The 15995-nt window shown below is 65.4% G+C and carries 17 protein-coding genes and 2 tRNA genes; 15 read left to right on the top strand and 4 right to left on the bottom strand.

All coding sequences use genetic code 11. The features are described 5' to 3' along the window. Positions 1-21: 21 nt before the first annotated feature. The 3 genes from tatB to AC6CR5_RS21180 all read left to right on the top strand — a co-directional run bounded on the left by tatB (position 22) and on the right by AC6CR5_RS21180 (position 1903). On the top strand, positions 22-621 hold the full coding sequence (gene tatB, locus AC6CR5_RS21190; RefSeq protein ID WP_026383377.1) for a Sec-independent protein translocase protein TatB: 600 nt from the start codon (positions 22-24) through the stop codon (positions 619-621). Further along, on the top strand, positions 618-1409 hold the full coding sequence (gene tatC / locus AC6CR5_RS21185) for a twin-arginine translocase subunit TatC (RefSeq protein WP_006388047.1): 792 nt from the start codon (positions 618-620) through the stop codon (positions 1407-1409). The genes tatB and tatC overlap by 4 nt, the downstream gene beginning before the upstream one ends. Before the next feature lie 104 nt (positions 1410-1513). Beyond that, positions 1514-1903 (top strand): helix-turn-helix domain-containing protein, encoded by a 390-nt coding sequence (locus AC6CR5_RS21180; protein ID WP_020925622.1) that lies wholly within the window; start codon positions 1514-1516, stop codon positions 1901-1903. 35 nt (positions 1904-1938) lie between these two features. Here the strand turns inward: AC6CR5_RS21180 and AC6CR5_RS21175 are convergent, their stop codons facing one another. Then, on the bottom strand, positions 1939-3099 hold the full coding sequence (locus AC6CR5_RS21175; protein ID WP_498084920.1) for a trypsin-like peptidase domain-containing protein: 1161 nt from the start codon (positions 3097-3099) through the stop codon (positions 1939-1941). A gap of 19 nt (positions 3100-3118) precedes the next feature. Here AC6CR5_RS21175 and AC6CR5_RS21170 point away from each other — a divergent pair, with 19 nt between their 5' ends. Beyond that, positions 3119-3895, top strand: coding sequence for a Nif3-like dinuclear metal center hexameric protein (locus tag AC6CR5_RS21170; protein ID WP_498084919.1), 777 nt, complete (start codon positions 3119-3121; stop codon positions 3893-3895). 343 nt (positions 3896-4238) lie between these two features. Here AC6CR5_RS21170 and AC6CR5_RS21165 read toward each other — a convergent pair whose 3' ends face one another. Both AC6CR5_RS21165 and mscL read right to left on the bottom strand, forming a co-directional pair. After that, positions 4239-5195 (bottom strand): IS110 family RNA-guided transposase, encoded by a 957-nt coding sequence (locus AC6CR5_RS21165; RefSeq protein ID WP_049055769.1) that lies wholly within the window; start codon positions 5193-5195, stop codon positions 4239-4241. A gap of 383 nt (positions 5196-5578) precedes the next feature. After that, entirely contained in the window at positions 5579-6031 is a 453-nt protein-coding gene (gene mscL / locus AC6CR5_RS21160; RefSeq protein ID WP_006388043.1) for a large conductance mechanosensitive channel protein MscL, read from the bottom strand. 140 nt (positions 6032-6171) lie between these two features. Here mscL and petA point away from each other — a divergent pair, with 140 nt between their 5' ends. The 8 genes from petA (at position 6172) to AC6CR5_RS21120 (ending at position 12452) form a co-directional block, all read left to right on the top strand. Further along, on the top strand, positions 6172-6813 hold the full coding sequence (petA, locus tag AC6CR5_RS21155; protein ID WP_006388042.1) for a ubiquinol-cytochrome c reductase iron-sulfur subunit: 642 nt from the start codon (positions 6172-6174) through the stop codon (positions 6811-6813). A 74-nt stretch (positions 6814-6887) separates the two neighbouring features. Then, complete coding sequence (locus tag AC6CR5_RS21150) at positions 6888-8276, top strand: cytochrome b (RefSeq protein ID WP_006388041.1); 1389 nt, start codon at positions 6888-6890, stop codon at positions 8274-8276. A 24-nt stretch (positions 8277-8300) separates the two neighbouring features. Further along, the gene (locus tag AC6CR5_RS21145; RefSeq protein WP_006388040.1) at positions 8301-9155 is read left to right on the top strand and encodes a cytochrome c1; all 855 of its coding nucleotides are present in this window, start codon (positions 8301-8303) and stop codon (positions 9153-9155) included. A 153-nt stretch (positions 9156-9308) separates the two neighbouring features. Beyond that, positions 9309-9920: a glutathione S-transferase N-terminal domain-containing protein gene (locus AC6CR5_RS21140; RefSeq protein ID WP_006388039.1), complete on the top strand. Its 612-nt coding sequence runs from the start codon at positions 9309-9311 to the stop codon at positions 9918-9920. A gap of 12 nt (positions 9921-9932) precedes the next feature. Then, on the top strand, positions 9933-10376 hold the full coding sequence (locus AC6CR5_RS21135) for a ClpXP protease specificity-enhancing factor (RefSeq protein WP_006388038.1): 444 nt from the start codon (positions 9933-9935) through the stop codon (positions 10374-10376). A gap of 311 nt (positions 10377-10687) precedes the next feature. Further along, positions 10688-11332 (top strand): imm11 family protein, encoded by a 645-nt coding sequence (locus AC6CR5_RS21130; RefSeq protein WP_498084918.1) that lies wholly within the window; start codon positions 10688-10690, stop codon positions 11330-11332. A gap of 96 nt (positions 11333-11428) precedes the next feature. Further along, positions 11429-11504: transfer RNA gene (locus AC6CR5_RS21125), tRNA-Thr, on the top strand. A gap of 189 nt (positions 11505-11693) precedes the next feature. Next, complete coding sequence (locus AC6CR5_RS21120) at positions 11694-12452, top strand: GAF domain-containing protein (RefSeq protein WP_238920770.1); 759 nt, start codon at positions 11694-11696, stop codon at positions 12450-12452. A 262-nt stretch (positions 12453-12714) separates the two neighbouring features. Here the strand turns inward: AC6CR5_RS21120 and AC6CR5_RS21115 are convergent, their stop codons facing one another. After that, a complete protein-coding gene (locus tag AC6CR5_RS21115) occupies positions 12715-14103 on the bottom strand; it encodes a GntP family permease (RefSeq protein ID WP_006388036.1) in 1389 nt (462 codons plus the stop codon). A 153-nt stretch (positions 14104-14256) separates the two neighbouring features. Between AC6CR5_RS21115 and AC6CR5_RS21110 the strand changes: the two genes are divergently transcribed. From AC6CR5_RS21110 to gcvA, 3 genes are all read left to right on the top strand, one after another. Further along, positions 14257-14332: transfer RNA gene (locus AC6CR5_RS21110), tRNA-Asn, on the top strand. A gap of 229 nt (positions 14333-14561) precedes the next feature. Then, positions 14562-14927, top strand: coding sequence for a hypothetical protein (locus tag AC6CR5_RS21105; RefSeq protein ID WP_024067416.1), 366 nt, complete (start codon positions 14562-14564; stop codon positions 14925-14927). A gap of 60 nt (positions 14928-14987) precedes the next feature. Further along, the gene (gene gcvA / locus AC6CR5_RS21100) at positions 14988-15890 is read left to right on the top strand and encodes a transcriptional regulator GcvA (protein WP_498084917.1); all 903 of its coding nucleotides are present in this window, start codon (positions 14988-14990) and stop codon (positions 15888-15890) included. Positions 15891-15995 lie beyond the last annotated feature (105 nt).

Raw genomic sequence — 15995 nt, 5'->3', positions numbered from 1 at the left:
CAATTCCCGAGCGGCCGTCGAATGTTTGATGTCAGCCTCACTGAACTGATGGTGATCGGCGTCGTCGCGCTGATCGTCATCGGCCCCGAACGCCTGCCCAAGGTCGCCCGCACGGTCGGCCACCTGCTGGGCCGCGCGCAGCGTTACGTCAACGACGTGAAATCCGATATCCAGCGCGAGATCGAGCTGGACGAGCTGCGCAAGTTCAAGAGCGAAATGGAAACCGCGGCGCAGGACGTGCAGCAATCGCTGAACGACACCCACAACGCGCTGCAGGAGCCGGTGCAGCAATTCCGCGCCGAGCTCGACGAAGTGGCCCGCGAAGCCAGCGGCAAGCCCGCCATCACGGCCGGCGCCGAGACCGCCACGGCTTCCGCCGACCCGCACGCCGCCGCGCCGGCCGACCCGCTGATGACGCCGCAGGCCGGCCAGCCGGCCGAAGCGCCGCGCAGCATCGCGCCGCCCAACCCGAACCTGAGCCTGGACCTGGATTCGCCCGCCGCCGCGCCGGCCGCCCAGCCCGCTCCCGCCCCGCAATCCGCGCCGGCGCCCCACGCCCCGGCCGCCAGCGAGCCCCCGCCGGCCACCAAGCCCGCCACGCCCTCCGGAACGACAACGTGACCCAGGACGCCTCCCAAGAAGACGGCCAGCAGGAAAGCTTCATCTCGCACCTGGTCGAACTGCGCACCCGCCTGCTGCGCGCCGTCGGCGCGGTGGTGGGCGTGTTCATCATCCTGTTCATCTATCCCGGCGCGTCCGCCATCTACGACGTGCTGGCCCAGCCCATGCTGGCCTCGCTGCCCGAAGGCACCCGCATGATCGCCACCGGCGTCATCACACCCTTCATGGTGCCGGTCAAGGTCACCATGATGGCCGCCTTCATCGTGGCGCTGCCGGTGGTGCTGTACCAGGCCTGGGCCTTCGTCGCGCCGGGCCTCTACAAGCACGAAAAGCGCCTGGCGCTGCCGCTGATCATCTCCAGCACGCTGCTGTTCATCGCAGGCATGGCGTTCTGCTATTTCGTGGTGTTCCGCACGGTCTTCCATTTCATCGCCACCTTTGCGCCGCAGTCGATCACGCCGGCGCCGGACATCGAGGCCTACCTGAGCTTCGTCATGACCATGTTCATGGCATTCGGCATCACGTTCGAAGTGCCCGTGGCCGTGGTGCTGCTGGTGCGCATGGGCGTGGTGGAGCTGTCCAAGCTCAAGAGCGCGCGCGGCTACGTGGTGGTCGGCGCCTTCATCATCGCCGCCGTGGTGACGCCGCCCGACGTGGTCAGCCAGTTCATGCTGGCGGTGCCGCTGTGCCTGCTGTACGAACTGGGGTTGATCTGCGCGCGCATGGTCACGCCCAAGCCGGGCGCCGACGAAGCCGTCAACGACGGCTCGCTGACCGAACGCCACTGAGCCAGTGCCCGGACATGAAGGGGCCCCGATGCGGGCCCCTTTGTCATTCCATAAACGGACGGTTTCCGCTTGTCGCGCATCCGCTGCAAACATACATTGCAGCCATGTCGCTCGCCCTACGCCTGCGCACCCTGATGCGGTGGCGCGGCATCAAAAGCCAGAACCAGCTCGCCCGCATCTCCGGCGTGCCGCAGTCCTGCATCCACCGCATCCTCACCCGCGAAGAACGCTATGCGCCCACCCGCGCCACCCTGCAGCGGCTGGCCCGGGCCCTGAATACGCAGGTGCCGTGGCTGGCCGACGGCATGGTCGCGCAGGCCGCCGCCGCCCAGCCGCGCGAAGAAGAACAATCCGACGCCTACTGCGCCGAGATCTGCGCGCTGTTGCGCCACCAGCCCGAGGCCACGCGCAAGCGTGTGCTGCAGGTCGTGCGCCTGGTGCTCGACACGCCGTGCCGGCCGCGGCGGGCATCCGGCCGCCCGCCGCCCGTCTAGGGCCTGTTCACACTGAAAAGAGCCTCGCACAGGCCCTAGCGCGGCAATCCGGGCCGGGTCCCGACCACCACCGTCACCTCGGCCACCTTGCCGCCACGCAACACGCCCAGCGTCGCGCGCTGGCCCGGCGTCAACTGCGCAATGGCGGCCAGCAACCCCGACGTATCCATCATCGGCTTGCCGTTCACCGTCTGCACGATGTCGCCCACCCGCAGGCCGCCCTTGGCGGCCGGACCGTCGCGCAACACGCCGGCGATGATCACGCCGCGGGCGTCGCGTTCCATCTGGAACGCCCGCGCCAGTTCGGGCGTCAGGTCCTGCGGCTCGACCCCCAGCCAGCCGCGCTTGACGCCACCGGTCTTGACGATCTCGTCCATCACCTTGCGCGCGATGTCGATCGGCGTGGCGAATCCGATGCCCATCGATCCGCCCGACTCCGAATAGATCGCGGTGTTGATGCCCACCAGATTGCCCTGCGCGTCCACCAGGGCGCCGCCCGAATTGCCCGGATTGATCGCGGCATCGGTCTGGATGAAATTCTCGTAGGTATTCAGGCCCAGTCCGTTGCGGCCCAGCGCCGACACGATCCCCTGCGTGGTAGTCTGCCCCACGCCGAACGGATTGCCGATCGCCAGCACCACGTCGCCCACCCGCAGGCCGCGATCCGGCGCCAGCGTGGCCGCCGGCAGATTGCGCAGGGTGGCCAGCTTCAGCACCGCCAGATCGGTGTCGGGATCCGCGCCCACTACCTTGGCCGTGTCCTTGCGTCCATCGGCCAGCGCCACCTCGATCGCGTCGGCCGCCTGCACCACGTGGTAGTTGGTCAGCACGTAGCCGTCGTGGTTGACCACCACGCCCGACCCCAGGCTGGTGCTGGCCTGGCGGCGGCTCACCCCCGGCACCTGTCCGAACAGCTGGCGCAGGATGGGATCATCGGGCAACGGCACCAGCGGCACATTCACGTGCTTGGTGGTGTAGACATTCACCACCGAGGGCGCGGCCCGCGCGACCCCGTCGGCATAGGACACGGGCCCCATGGCCGGCCTCCCCGGCGCCATGACCGGTTGCGGCACGGCCGCGGGCACCGCCTCCGACCCGGCCAGGCGCAACAGATCCGGCCGCAAGGTGGTGACGACGAATAGAATACCCAGGCAGACCGTGACGGCCTGAGCGAAGATCAGCCAATATCGGCGCATGATTCTGATAGGACTAGCAATGAGTAAAGTGGACTCCCACGTCCTGGCCGCGTGGCTGGACGACACCCTGCAAGCCGCCCGCTTCAAGGACTACTGCCCCAACGGGCTGCAGGTGGAAGGCCGATCCGAAGTCAGGCACATTATCACCGGTGTCACCGCCAGCGAAGCCCTGTTGCGCATCGCCGTCGAGCGCGGCGCCGACGCGGTGCTGGTCCACCACGGCTGGATGTGGCGCAACGAGGACCGCCGCGTCATCGGCACCCGCCGTACCCGCATGGCGCTGGCGCTGAAGAACGACCTCAACCTCTACGCCTACCACCTGCCCCTGGACGCCCACCCCACGCTGGGCAACAACGCCCAACTGGCCCGCGTCCTCGGCCTGGAACCCGAACGGCGCGACGACGGCAGCCCACGCACCTGTGGCCCCGACAACCTGGTCTGGCTCGGCACCGCCCCCGACCTCACCACTCTCGGCCAGCTCGCCGCCCGCATCCAGCAACGCCTGGGCCGCCAGCCACTGGTCGTCGGCGACCCCGACCAGCCCGTCGCCCGCATCGCCTGGTGCACCGGCGGCGCCCAGGGCATGCTCGCCGACGCCATCGACGCCGGCGCCACCGCCTACATCACCGGCGAAGCCTCCGAATCCACCTTCCACCTGGCCCAGGAAACCGGCGTCGCCTTCCTCGGCGCCGGCCACCACGCCACCGAACGCTACGGCATCCAGGCCCTGGGCCAGGCCGTGGCGGACCGCTTCGGCGTCAAGGTGGAATTCGTGGACCTGGACAACCCGGTGTGACAGCAGAAAACAGGGCATGGCCGCAACACTGATCCCAGGCGAACCCTTGCCCGCCGACGCGCGCCGCCTGAACGCCCACGGCGGCCACCCACAATACCCACCGCCAGCGCGCAGCGCACCCCGCCTCGCTCCCCAGAAGCACGTATGCCAAAACCGGCTGCCCGCGCAGCCGGTTTTGGCGGGCAACACAAGCCCCTCCCATGCCCCCTCGGTCCAGCAGCGCATGAAACTTCGAAACAGGTAGCCCGGCGCGGGTGGTCGCGGGCGGGGCGCGCCGTCAGATGCGCCCGGCGGAAACCGAAGGCAGCCGCCGACAGGCGGCCACGAGATTCTATGGTCCGGATCAAGCTTTTTTCAGGTTCAACCTCCCCGGATCGAAGGCTTGCCCGGTGCGCCAGACCCCGTAGGCAATACGCAACAACTTGCGCGCAATCACCACCAGCGCTGCCGTCGAGGCCAGCCCACGGGCCCTGAGCATGGCGTAGTAATCCTTGAAGTGATCCGTGCGGGCTGCCGAACTGGCCGCGTTGTACAGCAACGTCCTGGCGGCCTTGTCGCCCTGTTTGCTCAAGCGTCGCCGGCCAACTTTGCGGCCAGACTCGTTGGGCCGCGGATCTAGCCCGCAGAACGCCACCGCCGCATCGCTGCTGGCGAAGTGGATACGGTTGAACAAGGTCGTCAGGGCGGCCCCGTTGATCGGCCCGATGCCGCAGATGCCGGTCAACAGACCGTAGGTCTTGGCCCACTCGCTCTGAGCCTTGATCTTGGCGATCAACTCGCGTTCGAGCTGCTCGGCCCAGCAACCCAGACTAGCTAAGGCCTGCTTCTGATGCTTGCTGGCGCAGCCATGACGCTGCGCCGACAGTCTCAAGGACGTGCCCACCCGCACCACCGTCGACCTCAGTGCCTGAAGTGCCCGAACCTGTTGCAACTCGGGCGAGATCGGCTCGTAGCGGTGCAGCTTGGCGTGGCGCTGAGCGATGTACTGCGCAATGACTTGGGCATCCAGCCGGTCGGTCTTGCCTCGGTTGCCCAGCGAGATCGCGTAGTGGTGCACGTGCGTCGGGTTCAAGACATACACCACGAACGCGCGCTCGTGCGCCAGGCGGGCCAACAATTCCTGGTAGCCCCCGGTCGCCTCCATTGCGATCACGCTGCCGGCCGGCAGGCGCTTGAGCCAACCGACGATGCCGGATCGGCTGTTGGGCAGGACCCCGGACACGATTGCGCCCTCGTGGCCGGCCACTTGCAGCTCGAACTTACCGACATCGACTCCAATAAAGCAGCCAGATATTTGCATGATGGCTCTCCCTGCGATACGTTTAGTCCGCTGGGGTAGCCTCGCCTCGGGCGTTACCTTGCGATCAATCGGCGGTCCTAGGCCGCTAGATTCCTTATCGACGCTGTGAGGCGGGGTGGGATGCTCTCGTTGTGGCAGTCCGGGTGCTACCGGCTGATGGTTGAGCACGTCCCTACCCCAGCACCCTCCCACCGCGGAAGGTGCACCCACACCATACAAGGTTGAGCACGGGGCAGTCCGGAGCGAACGCTCCGGACCGCAATCGCAGGCGCGCCCCGCCCGCGACCACCCGCGCCGGGCGGCCTACGAAGCCCATCCCCCCCGCAAGCAACCAACCACTGAACCAATAAAAAAGCGCCCCGCAAGGCGCTCTTCCATTCACTTCAAGGCTGCTTCTTCAACAAATCCCGAATCTCACGCAACAACGCCACATCCTCGGGCGTCGCGGCAGGAGCCGCCGGCGCTTCCTCGGCCTTGGTGCGCGCCTTGTAGATCGCCTTCACCATCCAGAAGATCACAAACGCCAGCAACACGAAGTTGATGATGATCGTGATGAAGTTCCCCCAGGCGAAAACGTTGGCGCCCGCCTTGGTCAGGTCCGCATATGTCATCGGCCCGTTGTAACCGGCCGGCATCGACAGCACCAGGAACTTGTTCGAAAAATCGACGGATCCGCCAAGCACGAAGTTCACCAGCGGCATGACGATATCCTTGACCAGTGAGTCGACGATTCTGCCGAAAGCCGCCCCAATGATCACACCAACCGCCAAATCAACCGCATTGCCTTTGACAGCGAAATCTCGGAATTCTTTGACGAAACCAGTCGCTTTGCTCATAAAAGCACTCCCTTCGTGATACGCCCACCAGTAGGCTGGCGCTATAATACGCGGTTGCTATGTTGTTACATATTCCCGCGAAGCCGATGCCGCAGAAGTGATGCTACTCGTAGAGCGGGCGCATCAACAAGGATAGGAAGATGAGTCAGGATACGCTGGTGCATGATGATGACGGTGCGGTTGATCCAAATCTGCCGCCCGATCCTTCGCGACGTTTCTGGGTAACCACCGCCTGTGCTGTGGGTGGCGTAGCAGGTGTCGCAACGGCAATACCGCTTGTGAGCACGTTTTCCCCTTCTGAAAAAGCCCGCGCCGCCGGCGCCCCCGTTGAGGTCGACATCGGCGACATTCCAGTGGGCACCATGAAAACGGTGGAATGGCGGGGCAAGCCGGTCTGGATCATCCACCGGTCTCCTGAACAGATCGCCGGCCTCAAGACCCAGGACGCCCTCCTGGCGGACCCCCAGTCCAAGCGGCCCGGTTTCACGCCCAAATACGCGGAAAACGAAGGTCGCTCGCGCAAGCCCGAGATCTTCGTCTGTGTTGGCATCTGTACCCATCTGGGCTGCTCGCCCACCTCGCACTTCGAAACGGGCGGCGGTGGCGGCATGGGCGCCTCCTGGCAAGGCGGATTCCTCTGTCCGTGCCATGGCTCCACGTTCGACCTGGCAGGCCGGGTCTACAAGAACAAGCCCGCTCCCGACAATCTCGAAGTTCCGCCGTACCAGTATCTCACCGACTCCCGCATCATCGTGGGCGTCGATGAAGACAACAAGGCCTGACGCTCGCGTCGCGCTTTTTTCCCGAATTACGTAAGTAAAACAAATACGCCACGTATTAGAGAAGGAGCCGTTACATGGCTGGCGAGAAAACCGTCGAGACGACAGGCCTGTTGGGCTGGCTGGACCGGCGCTTCCCGGTGACCTCCACCTGGAAAGCGCATCTGTCCGAATACTACGCACCGAAAAACTTCAACTTCTGGTATTTCTTCGGCTCGCTGGCACTCCTGGTGCTGGTGCTGCAGATCGTGACCGGCATCTTCCTGGTCATGCACTACAAGCCGGACGCCGAGCGCGCGTTCCAATCCGTCGAATACATCATGCGCGAAGTCCCGTGGGGCTGGCTGGTGCGCTACATGCACTCGACCGGCGCCTCGATGTTCTTCGTCGTCGTCTACCTGCACATGCTGCGCGGCCTGCTCTATGGCTCGTACCGCAAGCCGCGTGAGCTGGTCTGGATCTTCGGCGTCGCGATCTTCCTCTGTCTGATGGCCGAAGCATTCTTCGGCTACCTCCTGCCGTGGGGCCAGATGTCCTACTGGGGCGCACAGGTGATCGTGAACCTGTTCGCGGCCATCCCGTTCATCGGCCCCGAGCTGTCGATCTGGATCCGCGGCGACTACGTCGTCTCCGACGCCACGCTGAACCGCTTCTTCGCCTTCCACGTCATCGCCATTCCGCTGGTGCTGGTGGGCCTGGTGGCGGCGCACCTGGTGGCGCTGCACGAAGTCGGCTCGAACAACCCGGACGGCATCGAGATCAAGCAGGGCCCGAAGGACAAGTACGGTCGCCCCAAGGACGGCATCCCGTTCCACCCGTTCTACACGGTGCACGACCTGGTCGGCGTCGCGGGCTTCCTGCTGGTGTTCGCCTTCATCGTGTTCTTCGCGCCGGAAATGGGCGGGTACTTCCTGGAGTTCAACAACTTCATCCCGGCCGACTCGCTCAAGACGCCGCCGCACATCGCCCCGGTGTGGTACTTCACGCCGTTCTACTCGATGCTGCGCGCCACCACCGACGAGTTCACGTGGGTGCTGGCCGGCGCCTCGGTGCTGGGCGCCATCGCGCTGCTCGTCAAGAGCAACCTGAAGGGCTTCATGCGCATCGCCGTGCCCGGCATCCTGATCGTCGTGGCCGTGCTGCTGCGCGTGATCGACGCCAAGTTCTGGGGCGTGGTCGCCATGGGCGGCACCGTGGTCATCCTGTTCTTCCTGCCGTGGCTGGACCATTCGCCGGTCAAGTCGATCCGCTACCGCCCCACCTGGCACAAGTGGATCTACGGCATCTTCATGGTCAACTTCCTGGTGCTCGGCTACATCGGTACGCAGCCGCCCAGTCCGCCGTTGAACATCACGTCGCAGATCGGCACGCTGCTGTACCTGGCATTCTTCTTCCTGATGCCGGTCTGGAGCCGCCTGGGCACCTTCAAGCAAGTGCCTGACCGCGTGACGTTCCACGCCCACTGAGCCAACGAGAATAACGGACTGACCATGATCAAGAAGCTGATTGGTGCCGTGGCCTTGATGCTCACGTGTACCGCCGCCACCTTCGCCGCCGAAGGCGGCTTTCCGCTGGACAAGGCGCCTTACCGCGTCAACGACATGGCGTCGCTGCAAAACGGCGCCAAGCTGTTCGTCAACTACTGTCTGAACTGCCATAGCGCATCGTCGATGCGCTACAACAAGCTCAAGGACATCGGCCTGACCGACCAGCAAATCAAGGAAAGCCTGCTGTTCACCGGCGAGAAGGTCGGCGACATGATGAATGTCGCCATGACGCCCAAGGACGCCAAGAAGTGGTTTGGCACGACGCCCCCGGACCTGTCCGTGATCGCCCGCGCCAAATCCGTCAACGCCGGCCCCTCGGGTTCCGACTACATCTACACCTACCTGCGCACGTTCTACCGCGACACCTCGCGTGCCACGGGCTGGAACAACCTGGTCTTCCCGGCCGTCGGCATGCCGCACGCGCTGTGGGAACGCCAGGGTCCGCGCGAGCTGACCACGGTGGCGATGCACGAGGTCGAAGGCAAGGACGGCGCGCCGAAGTCGTGGGAACGGGTCACGACGGTGTACGATGCGCAAGGTTTTGCCACGGTCAAGGCCGAGCCGGTAGCCAGCTACCACGGCCATGCCACCTTCGAGGCCAAATTCAAGGCCGCCAACCCGGCCCAAACCGCAACATACGACAACGACGTCGCCGACCTGACCGCGTTCATGTCCTGGATGGCCGAGCCCGTCCAGACTTTCCGCGTGCAGCTGGGCGTCGGTGTCATGTTGTTCCTGCTCTTGTTCTTCCTGGTGATGTGGCGCCTGAACGCCTCTTACTGGAAACACGTGCGCTAACCGCAACGCCCCGCCAGGCTTATCCGCCCCCATTTTCGCCAGGGTGGATAATGGCGGGTTAGGGCTGTATGCCTACCCCCCGCCTGGCAATCGGGGCCAGCGCCTGCTAGATTAGGGCGCTGGCCTTTCGTTTTTCATAAAGGATTTTTCGCCATGATGGTGCTCTATTCCGGAACCACGTGTCCGTTTTCGCAACGCTGCCGCTTCGTGTTGTTCGAAAAGGGCATGGATTTCGAGATCCGCGACATCGACCTGTACAACAAGCCCGAAGACATCTCGGTGATGAACCCGTACGGTCAAGTGCCCATTCTGGTCGAGCGCGACCTGGTCCTGTACGAGTCGAACATCATCAACGAGTACATCGACGAGCGCTTCCCGCACCCGCAGCTCATGCCGGCCGATCCGGTCATGCGCGCCCGCACCCGCCTGTTCCTGTACAACTTCGAGAAAGAGCTGTTCGTCCACGTCTCGACGCTGGAAGACCGCAGCGCCAAGCCCGACGAGAAGAAGCTGGCCAACGCCCGCCAGAACATCCGCGACCGCCTGGCCCAGCTGGCCCCGATGCTGCTCAAGAACAAGTACATGCTGGGCGAGGAATTCTCCATGCTCGACGTGGCCGTGGCCCCGCTGCTGTGGCGCCTGGACCACTACGGCATCGAGCTGCCCAAGAACGCGGCTCCGCTGCAAAAGTACGCCGAACGCATCTTCTCGCGCCCGGCCTACATCGAAGCGCTGACGCCTTCGGAAAAAGTGATGCGTCGCTAAGGCTGTTGCGTGATGGGTGAAACTTCGACCAAACCGTATCTGATCCGCGCGCTGCACGAATGGTGCACCGATAACGGCTACACGCCGTACATCACCGTGCAGGTCGACGAGCACACCATGGTGCCCGTCGCCCACGTGCGCGACGGCCAGATCACCCTGAACGTCGGCACGCTGGCCACCAACCGCCTGGTGCTGGGCAACGAATTCATCGAATTCCAGGCCCGCTTCAGCGGCGTGACCGAAAACGTCTACGTGCCGGTGGGCGCCGTCAGCGCCATCTATGCGCGCGAAACCGGCGCCGGCATGGGCTTCGAAGTGCAGCCCTACGAACCGCCGGCGCCCGGCACGCCGGGCGCGTCCGACACCGCCTCTCCCGAAGCCGACGCCGATACCGCGCCCGGCGACGATGGCGGCGACGACGAACCCAAGCGCCCGCGCCTGACGATCGTCAAGTAACGCGCCAAACAGGCGGGGGCTGGCTTGGACCGCCCCCCTGCCGTGGCGTCCGGCCCGCCGACCCGGTGCGGAAGCCGATTCGCATTACCCCCCTTATGCGCCGCACCCCGCAAGAAGTTGACGGGGCGCGTGCGCTGCCTTGCGCGGACGCGCCGGCACGCGGCCAGCCACGTCAATCGACGCTGAAACCTGGAACGATAGTGCGTATCATTTGCAAACATCGCCGGAATCGCGTCTCATACGCCTGAACCGGGCCTTTTCCTGCGCGTCGCGCAATGCGCCGCCCGGCCCGCCAGGAGCCGCCACAGACCATGCCGTACCTGATCGGAATGCCGCCCGCCGGCGGACCGTCGACGCAATTCGTGCCGCAGATCGATCGCCAGTTGCTTGCCAAGCTGTGCCTGTTCGACGACGTGTCCGACGACGACCTCGCGCAGGTGCCGCGACAGATCCGCCTGACGCTGCGCGGCCCCGGCCGCGTGCCGGCGATCCTGGGATGGGAAGGCGGGCCGTTCGTGGTCAGCGCGCGGGTGCGCGATCTGATGCAAACGTTGGAACCCGACACGCACCGCTTCCTGCCGATCGACGTCGAGACCATGATGCCCGGCCGCAAGAGCCGGCCTTTCCGCACTTACCACCTGCTGCTGTGTCCGCCCCGGGTCGATGCCGTGATCATCGAAAAGACCGAATTCTCCAAAGGCATGGGCCAGGCCGGCGACGAAGCCAGCTGCGGCTTTTCCTTCCTGAAAGGCACGCCGCTGGTGCTGGACCAGGCCGCCATCGCGAACCGCTGCTTCTGGCGGCTGCCGCGCCAATTCGGTGTCCGGCCGGCGTATCCGCACAGTGGCATCAGCGGCTATTTCTGCTCCGACGAACTCTGGCGGGCCCTGCGCGCCGAACGGCTGCAAGGCTGGGAAGCCAGGCGGCGCTGCGCAACGGCCCCGCGGCCGGCATGACCCACCCGCGCCCCGTCCTGCAAGCGCGCCGGATGCCGGAAAGAATCTCCTTTTTTCATTACAATGCAGTCCCTGCGCGTGCCCCAGGCACGCCACGCCGGTGTAGCTCAGTTGGTAGAGCAGCTCACTTGTAATGAGAAGGTCGAGGGTTCGATTCCTTTCACCGGCACCAATTCAACGCATCGACAACCCGCAGCTGCCCGGCGCCGCGCGGGTTTTTTATTGCCTGCGTGGCAACCATGCGGATCTGCCTCGCCGAATCCGACCGATTAACGAGTCCGCAAGCCCCGGCAACAGGCGCCAACCGCGCAACACGTCGCTACCATGGTCTCTTCCCACGCACCAAGGCAGCCCCGGCTACATGCATGCAATTCATCTCCCAGGCGCGCGGCGAAAGCGCTTCTGGCAAAAGAAGTGGCCCAGGGAGGTCCTGTTCAACGGACCGCCGATCATCGTGGCCGGTTCGGCCGCGGTGAAAAGCTGGCAAGAACCGGTGTTCGACCCGTGGACCTTCGGCCTCGCGACCACCGTGTGCCTCTGGCTGGCCGCGGCCGCCTTCGTTCGCGTCGCCGGCGCGCGAGCCGAAGACCGGAAAGACGGGCCGGAAGTGGTCCACGAAGGGTTGTACGCAGCGGTCTCCACCATGCACACCATGCTTTCCGAATGGTGCAACAAGCGCCAATGCGGCGCCGACATCCGCGCCACCTTCCACCGCGTGGTGCCGCCGGTTCATGAGCCGCGGGAACTCGAGCAGATCATCAACTATGCCGGTGCCACCGGCGAGGGCGTGGGCAGAACCTTCCCGGTCCACACAGGCATCACCGGCAGAGCTATCCGCAGCAAAAAACCCCTGGTGATGTCCAGCCAGGACGCAACGGAAGAACAGCTTCGTACCGAACTGGTGCGCGAGTGGGGCTACACGGAGGCCGAAGTTCGCAAGCTCGGCCCTGGCCGTTATTCGGCAATGGCGGTGCCTGTCCTGGACCGTTCTGGACAGCACCCGATCGGCGTGATTTACTTGGATTCAAGTGACCGCGCGCTCTTTGAACGCGACGATGTGGTGGAAATCGTTGGCATTGGCACCAAAGCCGTCAGCGACTTTGTCACGAAGAGGTACTGACATGCATACCATCCCCGGGAAGCCCGCCGAGGCTTTCGTAAAAGCGTCCAGGCTCATATCAAAGCCAGGAGCGGCCATCACCGTCCGCGAGCTGACCCTGACGGACTTTGGCGTACGCGCCATCACCAGCGGCAGCGAAGGCATCAGGCAGGGGGCCCGCGAAGAGGTCGGCCCCCCATCGCCACTGAGAAAACCGGCTACCGCATGAACCCAAAAAGGAGGTCTCTCGGCCTCCTTTCCTGCGGCGCGGATTGCCGTGCGCTCACCCCAGCGCGGGCAACATATCGAACAGCAACACCATCACCAGGCCGACCACCGACACGATGGACTGCACCACCGAAATCGTCTTGGTCGCCTCGCCCATCGTCATGCCGAAGGATTCCTTCACCATCCAGAACCCGGCGTGATTGGCGTAGTTGAAGAACAGCGAACCGCAGCCGATCGACAGCGCCAGCAACGGCAGGTTCAGCGAGGGATCGGCGCCGGCCAGCGGCGCCAGCAGGCCGGCCGCGCCGACGATGCCGACCGTGGCCGAGCCGGTGGACACCGACAGCAGCATGGCGATCAGCCAGCCCAGCACCAGCGGCGGAAATGCGAACTGGTGGGTCAGGTGGACGATGGCGTCGCCGACCTTGGCGCTGGTCAGCACCTGCTGGAAGGCGCCGCCGCCAGCGATGATCAGCATGATGCCCGCGATGGGCTTGAGGCTCTTGCCCAGCGCGTCACGCAGTTTCTCGGCGTCGCCGCCGCGCGCCAGCACCAGCGTCACGGCCGCAAACAGCACGCCCAGCAGCATGGCGACCAGCGGATTTCCCAGGAAAGCCGCCGCATGCATCAGGGGCGAGGTCTTGGGCAGCAGCATTTCGGCCACGGCGTGCAGCAGCATCAACAGGGCGGGCAGCAACGCGGCCACCACGCCCAGGCCGACGCCGGGCTGGCCATGGCCGGCATCGGCCGCCCGGGTGGCGGTGAACTGCTCAAGCAAGGCCTCGTCGGGGCGCGTGCTCATGCGCGGCGCGATGAAGGCGCCATACAGCGGGCCACCCAGGATCATGGCGGGCAGCGCCGCGAGAAAGCCATAGATCATGGTCGGGCCGACCGTGGTCTTGAGGCTGGCGATCGCCGTCAGCGGGCCGGGATGCGGCGGCACCATGCCGTGCATGGCCGCCAGCGCCGCGATCACCGGCACGCCCACGTAGACGTAGGCCGAGCCCTTGAAGCGCTCCTGGCCTTCCAGCTTGCGGGCCACGCTGAAGATCAGCGGCAGCATCACCACCAGGCCCACTTCGAAGAACATCGGGATGCCGATGATGAACGCCACCAGCGTCATGGTCCAGGGGATCATGCGCGGCGAGGTGCGGTTCAGGATGGCGTTGGCCAGGCGCTCGGTGGTGCCCGAATCCGCCAGGATCTTGCCCAGCATGGCGCCCAGCGCGATCACCACGCCCACCGCGCCCAGGGTCTTGCCGGCGCCGTCGGTCAGGCTCTTGACGATGGCGGTCGGTTGCATGCCGGTGGCGAACCCGACCCCGATCGACACGATCAGGAGCGCCAGCAGCGGATGCATGCGGATGCGCGAAACGATGAGAGCGACCAGCACCAGGACGCTCACCAGGGCGGTGAGCAACAATTGGATGTCGAACGAAGACATGTATGAAATCCGGAAAAAACGTGGGAGGTCGCGAACCTTCTGGTTGCCATGATAAGGGATCGCCCTGACGCCCAACCGTCATCGCCAGCGCGCCCGGAGGGGCCGTTTTGCATTCCCCGCAAAATTTGTGCATAATTCGCCCCCTCTACCTGTTCCCCGATAGCTCAGTCGGTAGAGCGACGGACTGTTAATCCGCAGGTCGCTGGTTCGAGCCCAGCTCGGGGAGCCAAAGAATGCAGTACTGAAAGGCCCGCAACCTGGTTGCGGGCCTTTTGCATGGGCGCTTGTCCGGCCCCCGCCCAAACTCGGACGCTATCCCCCTTCAAAGTGGCGCTGCGCGCCGGGCGGCGGGCCGGAATGGTTTTACGATTGACGTCGAGTCATCCGTAACACCCTGGCCCTACCTCCCCATGCCCACCCAGACAAAATCCGTCGATTCAAAGGCCGCCTTTGAACTCGTGTTCGACCTGTTGCAGAAGATTCCCTGGATCGTTCGCGACGCATCCGCCGCGCTGCCGGACATCGCGGTCATGAAGGCGCACCAGGCCGAAGCCGTGAATGTGATTCTCTGGATCTGTGAAACCGGCGACCTGGCGGGCTGGCCCGCGAAAACGCACCAGGACACCCAGGCGACGGCCTCCTACCTGTTGACGGATCTGACCTTCAGGCTTCTCGACCCAGCCTCGCCGCTTTCCGGGAGCCGCTGGGAAGTCCCGGCGGACCAGCCGGCGCGCCTGCAAGCGTTGCAGATCGTGCGCCATGAAGTGCTGCGCAGCAAGCCGATCACCGCGGCCAACCTGACCCGATTCCGCGCCCGCCGTTGATCTGCGAGAATGAGGCGTGAACCTGGTACCCCCTCTCCGGCCCACCCTCTCCGCCGTCCCATGCGCTCCAACCGTTCCCTGCCCGCCCTGGTCTCGCTGCGCGCCTTCGAGGCGGCCGCCCGGCGCCTGAGCTTCAGCCTGGCGGGCGAAGAACTGTTCGTCACGCAAAGCGCCATCAGCCACCACATCCAGCGGCTGGAGGCGGAACTGGGCGTGACGCTGTTCGAGCGTCGCACCCGCGCCGTGGCCCTCACGCCGGCGGGACAGGCCTATTACGAGCGGGTCCACGCGGCGTTCGAACTGCTGCGCCAAGGCACCGACGAAGCGCGCGCGCCCGCCGCCGCCCGCCACACGCTCAAGGTCGGGCTGCTGGCCTCGTTCGCCACCCGCTGGCTGGCGCCGCGCCTGCCGGGCTTCGCCAGCGCCCATCCGGACATTGACCTGCAATTGCTGCCCGCCATCGGCCTGGCCGACGTGGCGGCCGGTGAAGTGGACGTCGCGATCCGCTATGGCCGCGGCACCTGGCCCGGCCTGCGGGCGCGACGCCTGATGCCGGAACGGCTGTCGGTGGTGTGCGCGCCGGCATTGCTGGCGGGACGGCGACGGCCACGCGCGCCGGCCGACCTGCTACGTTATCCGCTGCTGGTCTCGCACGCGCAATTGCCGTTCGAGTGGGATGCCTGGGCCCGGCAACATGACCTGGACCTGGGCCGCGCCCAGACCGTGCATCTGCATGACTACAACATCGTGGTGGAAGCGGCGCTGGCCGGACAGGGCATGGCCATGGGCCGGCATCGCCTGATCGCCGCGCAGCTGGCCAGCGGCGCGCTGGTCGAGGCGCTGCCAGGCACCGCGCTGGACGATCCGCGTATCGGCTGGTGGTTCGTCAGTCCGCGCGGCCCGGCCGCACCCGCCGCCGTGGCATTCCAGGCGTGGCTGGCGCAGGCGGCGGCCGACGGTTGATGCATTACTTTTACTCATACGTGGTTCGCAATAATTGATTGGTCAGGCACGGCGCGCGCCGATAGCATGGGGATCGTTTTTTCCCTTTTCCGTCTCACAGGTGAT

The organism is Achromobacter sp. EG18, from assembly GCF_059759395.1.
Note: the sequence above shows the minus strand (reverse complement) of the source record. Positions and strands in the feature narration are given on the sequence as shown.

Bases quoted from the DNA above. Each gene is read 5' to 3' on its own strand.
- tatB (WP_026383377.1), top strand. From the start codon at position 22: ATGTTTGATGTCAGCCTCACTGAACTGATGGTGATCGGCGTCGTCGCG.
- AC6CR5_RS21180 (WP_020925622.1), top strand. From the start codon at position 1,514: ATGTCGCTCGCCCTACGCCTGCGCACCCTGATGCGGTGGCGCGGCATC.
- AC6CR5_RS21175 (WP_498084920.1), bottom strand. From the start codon at position 3,099: ATGCGCCGATATTGGCTGATCTTCGCTCAGGCCGTCACGGTCTGCCTG.
- AC6CR5_RS21170 (WP_498084919.1), top strand. From the start codon at position 3,119: ATGAGTAAAGTGGACTCCCACGTCCTGGCCGCGTGGCTGGACGACACC.
- AC6CR5_RS21165 (WP_049055769.1), bottom strand. From the start codon at position 5,195: ATGCAAATATCTGGCTGCTTTATTGGAGTCGATGTCGGTAAGTTCGAG.
- mscL (WP_006388043.1), bottom strand. From the start codon at position 6,031: ATGAGCAAAGCGACTGGTTTCGTCAAAGAATTCCGAGATTTCGCTGTC.
- petA (WP_006388042.1), top strand. From the start codon at position 6,172: ATGAGTCAGGATACGCTGGTGCATGATGATGACGGTGCGGTTGATCCA.
- AC6CR5_RS21150 (WP_006388041.1), top strand. From the start codon at position 6,888: ATGGCTGGCGAGAAAACCGTCGAGACGACAGGCCTGTTGGGCTGGCTG.
- AC6CR5_RS21145 (WP_006388040.1), top strand. From the start codon at position 8,301: ATGATCAAGAAGCTGATTGGTGCCGTGGCCTTGATGCTCACGTGTACC.
- AC6CR5_RS21140 (WP_006388039.1), top strand. From the start codon at position 9,309: ATGATGGTGCTCTATTCCGGAACCACGTGTCCGTTTTCGCAACGCTGC.
- AC6CR5_RS21135 (WP_006388038.1), top strand. From the start codon at position 9,933: ATGGGTGAAACTTCGACCAAACCGTATCTGATCCGCGCGCTGCACGAA.
- AC6CR5_RS21130 (WP_498084918.1), top strand. From the start codon at position 10,688: ATGCCGTACCTGATCGGAATGCCGCCCGCCGGCGGACCGTCGACGCAA.
- AC6CR5_RS21120 (WP_238920770.1), top strand. From the start codon at position 11,694: ATGCATGCAATTCATCTCCCAGGCGCGCGGCGAAAGCGCTTCTGGCAA.
- AC6CR5_RS21115 (WP_006388036.1), bottom strand. From the start codon at position 14,103: ATGTCTTCGTTCGACATCCAATTGTTGCTCACCGCCCTGGTGAGCGTC.
- gcvA (WP_498084917.1), top strand. From the start codon at position 14,988: ATGCGCTCCAACCGTTCCCTGCCCGCCCTGGTCTCGCTGCGCGCCTTC.